The sequence below is a fragment of the Candidatus Omnitrophota bacterium genome (assembly GCA_028715415.1).
Classification (GTDB): Bacteria; Omnitrophota; Gorgyraeia; order Gygaellales; family Profunditerraquicolaceae; genus JAQURX01.
Window position 1 is genome coordinate 23,656 of sequence record JAQURX010000018.1, and the last position, 8,293, is coordinate 31,948.

General features: G+C 38.5%; 8 protein-coding genes. All 8 read right to left on the minus strand.

What is annotated here, in order from left to right:
- Window position 1: 1 nt before the first annotated feature.
- Window positions 2-1,951 carry an ELM1/GtrOC1 family putative glycosyltransferase gene (locus tag PHO70_07815; protein MDD5432868.1) on the minus strand — a complete coding sequence of 650 codons (1,950 nt, stop codon included), beginning with the start codon at window positions 1,949-1,951 and terminating at the stop codon, window positions 2-4.
- Window positions 1,905-2,981, minus strand: a complete 1,077-nt coding sequence (lpxK, locus tag PHO70_07820; GenBank protein ID MDD5432869.1) for a tetraacyldisaccharide 4'-kinase — start codon at window positions 2,979-2,981, stop codon at window positions 1,905-1,907. Before lpxK ends, PHO70_07815 begins: the two co-directional genes overlap by 47 nt.
- 115 nt (window positions 2,982-3,096) lie before the next feature.
- Complete coding sequence (locus PHO70_07825; protein MDD5432870.1) at window positions 3,097-3,768, minus strand: HAD family phosphatase; 672 nt, start codon at window positions 3,766-3,768, stop codon at window positions 3,097-3,099.
- Between the two features lie 14 nt (window positions 3,769-3,782).
- Window positions 3,783-4,502 carry an anti-sigma factor antagonist gene (locus PHO70_07830; protein MDD5432871.1) on the minus strand — a complete coding sequence of 240 codons (720 nt, stop codon included), beginning with the start codon at window positions 4,500-4,502 and terminating at the stop codon, window positions 3,783-3,785.
- 22 nt (window positions 4,503-4,524) lie between these two features.
- On the minus strand, window positions 4,525-4,905 hold the full coding sequence (locus PHO70_07835; GenBank protein ID MDD5432872.1) for an OsmC family protein: 381 nt from the start codon (window positions 4,903-4,905) through the stop codon (window positions 4,525-4,527).
- Between the two features lie 427 nt (window positions 4,906-5,332).
- The gene (locus PHO70_07840; GenBank protein ID MDD5432873.1) at window positions 5,333-5,842 is read right to left on the minus strand and encodes an NUDIX hydrolase; all 510 of its coding nucleotides are present in this window, start codon (window positions 5,840-5,842) and stop codon (window positions 5,333-5,335) included.
- Window positions 5,843-5,846: 4 nt separating this feature from the next.
- On the minus strand, window positions 5,847-6,317 hold the full coding sequence (locus PHO70_07845) for a nucleoside deaminase (protein MDD5432874.1): 471 nt from the start codon (window positions 6,315-6,317) through the stop codon (window positions 5,847-5,849).
- A 2-nt stretch (window positions 6,318-6,319) separates the two neighbouring features.
- Window positions 6,320-8,044, minus strand: coding sequence for an alpha-glucan family phosphorylase (gene glgP, locus PHO70_07850; GenBank protein MDD5432875.1), 1,725 nt, complete (start codon window positions 8,042-8,044; stop codon window positions 6,320-6,322).
- Window positions 8,045-8,293: the final 249 nt, after the last annotated feature.

Below are 8,293 nucleotides of genomic sequence, written 5' to 3' on the forward strand. Positions count from 1 at the left end.
CTTAAAGAATCCTTTTTATGCCTTCAGCTACCAATGCGTTATCATTCAGAATTTTTGTTTCGGGATTTCTCTCAATAATAGCCTTGATCGTCTCTGCTATTTCTCCTCTGTCAATCAAATATATATATCCGTTCTTCGCCAGATTATCAAGAAAACTGCTGTGTTTCCTGCTTAATCCTTCCGACTTAAAAACCAAAACATGTTTGTTGCTGTTTATCGCTTCGGAAATCATTGAAATACTTTCAGGAGAAATCACAATTATCTTACTTAAGCCTAATATGCCACCTACTGCTTCAGGGAGGTTCTTTTCATTTGCAATAACAAGCAACTTGCAATTTTTATGGCTTTTCAAATCGGCTTTAAGCATTTCTTCCACTTCAAGGCTAGTCCTGCGGGAAGTAGTCGCTAAAATATCAAAATTCATTTTCTCACAAACAAGCTTTAACTGATTTACAACTTCAAGAACCTTTTCTCTGCTTAAGCTAAACTCTTTCGCCTTGCCACCAAGCAAAAGCCCGATATAATCCTTGGATTTGTCAATCACCCCTAAAGAAGTTGCTACCAAGGCATCGGATTGCTTTCTTAGATAATCTTCGTCAATCAAATTAAGCGCTCCATCGGTAATAATGACATTCTTCCTCTTTAAAGGATTATCGTGCTTAGGCATAATCACTAAATCAAATCTATTTGTACTTAATAAAGACGGTTTCATAACCGCAATTGACTTGGCGCTATTTTCTCTTGAAATGATATAATTAACCGCGGCCAGAGAAGACCCGCTTGAAACAACAAAATCGGGCTTTGAACTGATTAAAGCATCATAGGTTTCTTTTGTAAGGACTTTTCTAAAACACCACAGGCACCCCTGGCAATTGTATTTTCCTGAAAAACAGCTTCCCAGTGTAAAAAGTTTTTGCTTAAAGTTATTTTTAAATTTCACTTCTACGATAGCAGTATTTAACTTAATACCTTTTTGCTCCAGGGCTTTTGAGATTATCCCGGCTACAACTTGAGACTGCTTCAGATGCCCGGCCTTGCCGTCACTTAAAATAAGGGCCTTTCTTTCAGATGAATATTTCCAAACTTTATATGTCCAGAGATATTCATGGGGATACTTGGCAATCAATCTCTCAAAAATCGAATTTAACCGTTCCAAATTCACTTTAAGGTCATTTTCTTTATTGTTTGTCCTCTTAAGCTCAAAAGGCTCTTCAACGATTACTTTATGATAGGGCCCAGCAATACGCGCGTAAAAAGAAGGCAGGATTGCAATATCATATTTTAAAGCAAGCCTCAAAGCTCCCGTAGACATTGAAGCAGGCTTACCGAAAAACTCGGTTAGTTCTCCTGTTTTCCCGCCTTGATCACAAGTCATGCCAACACCTTCATTGTTTTTCAAAACCTCAATAAGCTGCCGTGTTTGGTTTTGAGTTTGAATCAGCTTACAGCCATTACGCAGGCGGTAACTATTAAGTAATCTATCAAGGCGGGGGAATCTTTGCTCCCGGACAAGGATATTAAGAGGAAACCCTAAATTAGCACATACTATATTTGAAAGCTCCCAGCTGCCGGCATGCATAGCGACAAAAATAACCCCTTTGCCGCGGCTAAAGGCTTTTGTTATATTATCCCTTCCTTCCATGCCCACATATTTATTAATATAATTCTTATCTATAGAAGGAAGTAAAAATAATTCAATGATATTCTGCCCGAAACTAAAATAAAATCTTCTTGTGATCGCCTTGATCTCTTTAGGGCTTAACTTTTCTCCAAAAGCCGTTTTAACATTAGTATATACTTTAGCCCTATGTTTCCCGTCAAAAATATATAATAACTCCCCTAATGCCTTTCCCAAGGAAAGGCTCCAGCTCAAAGGCAAGGCTCTAACCAACGGATTTAATAGCCTAAGCAGAATATAACTTGAATAATCTACTATAGAATCTTTCTTCATTCTTTATGATTTTTATCCCAATTAGCAAAACAAATATCCGCAATCTTTCATCTGAAAGATTAAAACTCAATAACCTTACAGCGTCTTTTTGAGTAGTAATAATATTAAAGATTCCTTTATTCTTAGACTCACTAATTATTTTTTTTAAGTCTGCCTCAGAATAAGCATGATGGTCATTGAATCTAAAAGTTTGCCCAATATCAATGCCTAGCCTGTCAACCATCCTCTCAAAAGAACCGGGATCTCCGATACCGGAGAATAAAGACACCTTCTCTCCTTTTAGAAAATCAACACTCAATAATTTACCGGGCTCTCTTAATTCATAAAAACCCAACGGCTCATGGATTGATTCTACAATTAAAGCCTGCGGATTAATCCTGCCTAATATGTTTAACGTATTCTCCAAATTAAGGCATAGGTCGGTCTTTGTTAAAACAAAGATATCCGCTCTCTTTAGAGAAGAAAGTGGTTCGCGTAAAATCCCGCGGGGCAAAACTTTCTGATTGCCAAAAGCCTGCACCGAATCAATAGCCACAATCTCCAGGTCTTTCTTAATACCCCATTGCTGGAAACCGTCATCCAGAACAACCGTATCCACCTTAAAATCACGAATTGCCCTTAAAGCAGAACGGACTCTATTCTTGTCAACAATAACAGGAAGATCTTTAAATTTACTCTGAAGCATGTATGGCTCATCACCCATGCTTTCATAGCTATCATTATTTTCCTGCCGCTTAACCTGAACCCCTCTTTTATATCCTCTGGTAAGGATAGCTATCCTTTTATCCTTACTTTTTAAGTATTTTACGATTAATTCAACTAAAGTCGTCTTTCCTGTCCCTCCCATTGTGATATTGCCGACACTAATGACTTTGCAACCCAATACATGCTGGTTTCTTAGCTTGAAATAAACCGTAAGCCTTACTATCAAAGCATAGATTAGAGACAAAACAGCCAAAAATAACTTAGCAATTTCCGGAAAAAAACCTCTATTCTTGTCTGTAGCTAGGTTATATAAATATTCTTTCATATTAATAGGTAAAGGGCTCTGGGTACAAATACATAAATTAATATGATATCACAAGGAAGAAAGGCAAGCAACAGGTATTATCACCTGTTTGTGCTTATTAAGCAGGAAGGAAAACCTATAATTTACAAGTAGTTAGAATATTTAAACCGGTAATTTCTCTCAAGTCGCTAACAATAAAATCTGCAGGCTTTAAGTACTCTTTAGGAAGGCTGGTGGAAACGGCAATACAGATCATACCCGCCCTTTTAGCTGAATCTATGCCATAAGGCGCATTTTCTACAACTACACACTCTTGAGGCTTAACTTTAAGAAGCTTGGCGGCTTTTAAATATGGCTCAGGGTGAGGTTTTCCGTGTTTAACTTCATTACCACAAACCAGGCAATCAAAGAAGCTTCTTGTATTCTTAGATAAAATCCTCTCTACCTCTACCTTTGGGCTGCCGGTAACTAACCCCAAAGAATAACCCTTTGACCTTAAACAAACCAAAAGCTCATTTACTCCTTTGAAGATATTCCGCTTGAAATATTTTTTGAATATCTTCTGCCTCCTTAAGAATACTTCCTGCAAAACTTTTCTTGTTGGTGTTATACTTGCCTGATTAAGAAGGCTTCTTAATGTCTTCTCCCAGCGCTCGCCTTCCTTGGAGTAAACATCAAAACAACTTACCCTTACCCCTAAGGGGCGCAAAGCCTCATACCAAGCAAGGAAATGATACGGCATAGAATCAACAATTACTCCATCCATATCAAATATAACCGCCTTAACGAACTTATTTGTTTTTTCCATTAAGAATGTTTTGTTTATTCTGAAGAAAGGTAAGAAAGGTTTCTTTCAATAAAATCAACAAGTGTTTTTTGATCAGCATTAGAAATATTAATAAATTCAACTCCGATGCCGGGATGAAAATGCGGCTGGACTTGCTTATCGGGGATCCAAACTACTTTTGCATCCAGATTAAGCTCTTCCGAATTAGGAGGAAGCTTAAGCTTTAACATTACATTATCCCCAAGCTTAAATTCTTTGCAGCCAAAGATAAAAGCGCCAACAGCACTTAAATTTAAGATATCAACATGCAGGCATTGAGGAGCTTTGCCTGACTTAAGGACAATCTCAGTCTTAATATCAATAGGAAGGCGCTTAAACCTGCGTCTTAATTGCATCTTTTTTATGTCTTCAATAATCTTATCTTCTTTAAAACTATTTACCGCCAGGTCTTCTGAAGCATAAATTTCAACTACTCTATCTATACCGGAAATAGAAAAAATATTTTTCGCATGGACGGGGATATTCATAAACTTCATCCTGCCATTATTATTAACAACTTCTTTATAAGCGATAACAATAACAGAAACCCCCATATAGTCAATAAACTCAACATCATCAAAATTACACAAAATATCCCTGTATCCGTCGTGGACGCATTGGCCAACTACTTCAACAAAATTTGCGGCATTAACATCAATACGCCCGGAAAGATCCAATATTATGACATCATTATTCTGCCTTGCTTTTATCTCCATCGCTACTCCCTTTTACAAAATTTCAGAGAATCTTAACCTGGATTTGAGGGTTACCTTTTAAAGTGTTGTGGACAGGGCAATTCTTTATAAATTCACTTAAAGCGTTCTTTCTTCGCTCGTCCAATCCAACACCATTTAAATCAACACTAACACTAATTATCTTAAACATAAAAGGCGATTCTTTAGTTAGTTCCGCTTCAACGCTAACTTTAAATTTCTCTAACCCAAGATTTGAACTTTCGGCATATTTACGGATATAAACTCCGACACAGCTTCCTAACCCGGACAAAAGCGCATCCAGCGGAGTTAATCCCTTACCTTTTGCATCAATAACAAAGCTTTCCTCTCCTGACTTTACCTCAAAAGCTAAATCCTTAACATGAATAACTTCAACTTGATACATTTACCACTCCTATTTAAATACTATCACACAGAAACAACCGAAGCAAATGAATTCCTTAAAGTATTTTAGCATTTTCGCTTCCGGCGCTGAAGATTTTTGCCGTGCGCTGCGGTTTACTTCGTCGCTACGGCTTAGCCTTTCGCTAGGAGACGTCCTCCGCTCCTCGTAAATCCTTGCGCACTAATCTTTATAGCTGTGCCAAAAATCTTCTAATGCGCCTACAGCAAAAATGCTAAAATTCATCACAATTTAATGGCGGATTGGCTTGGTTCGCAGCAGGGCTTCCGGAAATTCGAGCGGGCAAGGTTGCCCCGCTAAATAGAATGTAGGCAGAGCGAGAATTTTCGAGAGTGAGCCAACCACGCTGGGGCTTAGCGAACGTCCCTGCGAGAAACAAGACAAGACGCCATTAAATCGATTAGCAACTTTATAACCAGCCGCAAAAAGAAAGAGCACAGATTGTTTTTGCATCTACAATCTTGCCGCTTTTAAAAAGCTGTTTTATTTTTGCCTTTGAAACAACTAAACTTTTAATAATTTCATCTTTCTGATGAGCTTGTTTATCTTTGACAAGCCCGGTAGCTTTAAAAATTAAGATTTCTTCGGTTGAATATCCGGGAACAGGATAAATTTTGCCTAATTTCTTATATGAAGTCGCGCGGAAACCGATCTCTTCAATAATTTCACGCTTAGCGCAATTAAGAGGAGTTTCTCCTTTTTCAAAGGTTCCTGCGGGTAACTCATACAAGTAGGAATTTATTACTGGACGGAATTGTTTAAGAATAATAACCTTTTCGGAGGTTAAAAAAGGAATAACGAGGACTGCTCCGGGATGTTTTACAATTTCCAGTTCCGCGCAAAATCCATTCGGTAATTTTACTTTCTTCTTTTGGACTGTCAACAATTTACCGCGGAACACAGTTGATACTTGGGCCATATAATTAATAAACTCTTTTATCTTTTTGCTCAAACCATTCCTGAAAGAGCTCAATGTTTTTCTGCCGCAAAAAATTACCTTTAATCTGCATAGAAGCCCGACCGGCCCTCTTCATTTTTTTACAGGAAATTTCTAATTCGCTAAAACCGAATTTCTTAGCGTCTTTTATATTTGCACCAAATATAATCTTTGAAATACCCGACCAGTGGCAGGCGCTAAAACACATAGGGCAGGGTTCACAGGTAGAATAAATAACGCAGCCCGACAAATCAATGGATTTTAACTTTTTGCAGGCAATCCTGATAGCATTAACTTCGGCATGTGCGGTTATATCGGTACTTTTCCAAACTATATTGTGGGCTAAGCTGACAACTCTGCCTTTTTTTACAATACAAGCTCCAAAAGGAGCCTGGCCTTTTTTTATTCCTTCTCTTGCTTTTTTTACCGCAAGAAGCATAAATTTCTTATCAGGCATAATTAATAAAAATAGGCGTTTAAAACATACTGCTGGACCATGCGATGAGTATTAAAAAAAGAAGCGTTAATCGCAATGGAAGAACGCATAATATTAATCCAATTCTGACGATTATTATAAAAAGTAGGGACAATTACCTTCTCTAGCTTGTCATATAAGGAAGCAGCGTCTTTTTCATCGGCATTTTCCACATTCTGCAATGAACCAATTGACCAACCGGTAATCCCTTCAATACAACCCTCAATCCACCAACCATCAAGTATACTTAAAGATGGAACACCATTACAAGCAGCCTTCATACCGGACGTGCCGGATGCCTCTTGTGGCCTGCGAGGTGTATTTAACCAGATGTCAACCCCTGATATAATCGTTTTTGCAACATCCATATCATAATTTTCAAGATAAACTATTTTAATGCTATCTTTGAGCTCCCCAGAAACCGAAAATATCTTTTTAATAAGCTCTTTCCCCGGCCAGTCAGCTGGATGGGCCTTTCCCGCAAAAACAAATTGAATTTTGCCGACATTTTGCGCAATATTCCTTAGGCGATTTTTGTCAAAAAACAACAAATCCGCCCTTTTATAGGTGGTTGCACGGCGGGCGAACCCGATAGTAAGAGTATCAGAATTAAAATTTAAATCACTTTTACTGTTCAAACAGTTAACCAATTCGTTTTTCGCCTGCATGTGGGCAGCCCAAACCTCATCGTCAGGTATACTTAAAGCATACCTTAAACTGAAAGGATCGTTCTTCCATCCTGCTATATATTTATCAAATAGCTTTGTAAAACTCTGCGAAACCCACGTGGATGAATGAACGCCGTTAGTAATAAAATCAACATGATAACCCGGGAACATTTCCTGCGAAACTTTCCCATGCTGTTTAGCGACGCCATTGACATAATCACTTAGATTTAAGGCTAAAAGCGTCATATTAAGCTTTTCTTCTCCACCATAATGCTTCAAAACTTCCAACGGGACAAAATCACCCAAAACCTGTTTTACTAAATCATACGAAAACTGATCATGGCCTGCGGGGACAGGAGTATGTGTTGTAAACACGCACATCCGCCTTACTCTCTCGCCATCCCATCTGCGTTCATCTTTAATTTTTCTTTCTTTTAATAACTCCAAGGTTAAAAGGCTGGCATGCCCTTCATTCATGTGATAACGGGCAATATTGTAAAAACCTAATTCCTTCAACATTTTAAGGCCGCCTATACCAAGGATTGCCTCTTGTATAAGCCGATACCTTGTATCCCCGCCGTAAAGATGATATGTTAACCCTCTATCTTGCTCGGCGTTTTGCTCAAGGTCAGTATCCAGAAAAAGTACAGGGATAAAATACCCGCTTACCCCGGTCAGAGTGTACATCCAAGCCTGCAGAAATACTTTTCTTCCCTCTATCTCAATCGTAACTTTTTCGGGAAGCAAAGTTAATAAGTTTTTCGGGTCCCATTCACAGGTTGATTCATGTTGAAGCCCGCTTGCATCAAATGACTGGTTAAAATAGCCTTTTTTATAAAGCAAACTTACTCCAACCAAAGGAACGCTTAAGTCAGCACAGGAACGCAAAGTATCTCCGGCGAGAATTCCTAAACCACCGCTATAAGTTGGAATCCTGGATTCAAGCCCTATCTCCATAGAGAAATAAGCAATCCTCCTGTCTTCCTTCCTTCTTTTCTTAAGATAATTCTCCACTTGCGCATCATGAAAAATAGCAGTCATGCAATTACTCCTTTAGTTAGAATGAATTATATAAAACCGTCTTTTAATTATAACAGAAATTATGAATTTAAAAATTAAATTTATTTTTTATGCAAGAATTAGCTAAACACTTTGACTTACGAGTCTGCCTTGTCTTGTTCTCGCAGCACCGCTCGTCCCGCCCCACCGTGGCGGGACTCGCTTGGAGTTTGCGCTCGCTCTCACTGGAGTTTATAGCGGGTGAACCATGGCCGCTCGCACAAACTACAT

Excerpts from the sequence above, each read along its gene's own strand:
- PHO70_07815 (MDD5432868.1), bottom strand. The coding sequence starts at position 1,951 with ATGAAGAAAGATTCTATAGTAGATTATTCAAGTTATATTCTGCTTAGG.
- lpxK (MDD5432869.1), bottom strand. The coding sequence starts at position 2,981 with ATGAAAGAATATTTATATAACCTAGCTACAGACAAGAATAGAGGTTTT.
- PHO70_07825 (MDD5432870.1), bottom strand. The coding sequence starts at position 3,768 with ATGGAAAAAACAAATAAGTTCGTTAAGGCGGTTATATTTGATATGGAT.
- PHO70_07830 (MDD5432871.1), bottom strand. The coding sequence starts at position 4,502 with ATGGAGATAAAAGCAAGGCAGAATAATGATGTCATAATATTGGATCTT.
- PHO70_07835 (MDD5432872.1), bottom strand. The coding sequence starts at position 4,905 with ATGTATCAAGTTGAAGTTATTCATGTTAAGGATTTAGCTTTTGAGGTA.
- PHO70_07840 (MDD5432873.1), bottom strand. The coding sequence starts at position 5,842 with ATGGCCCAAGTATCAACTGTGTTCCGCGGTAAATTGTTGACAGTCCAA.
- PHO70_07845 (MDD5432874.1), bottom strand. The coding sequence starts at position 6,317 with ATGCCTGATAAGAAATTTATGCTTCTTGCGGTAAAAAAAGCAAGAGAA.
- glgP (MDD5432875.1), bottom strand. The coding sequence starts at position 8,044 with ATGACTGCTATTTTTCATGATGCGCAAGTGGAGAATTATCTTAAGAAA.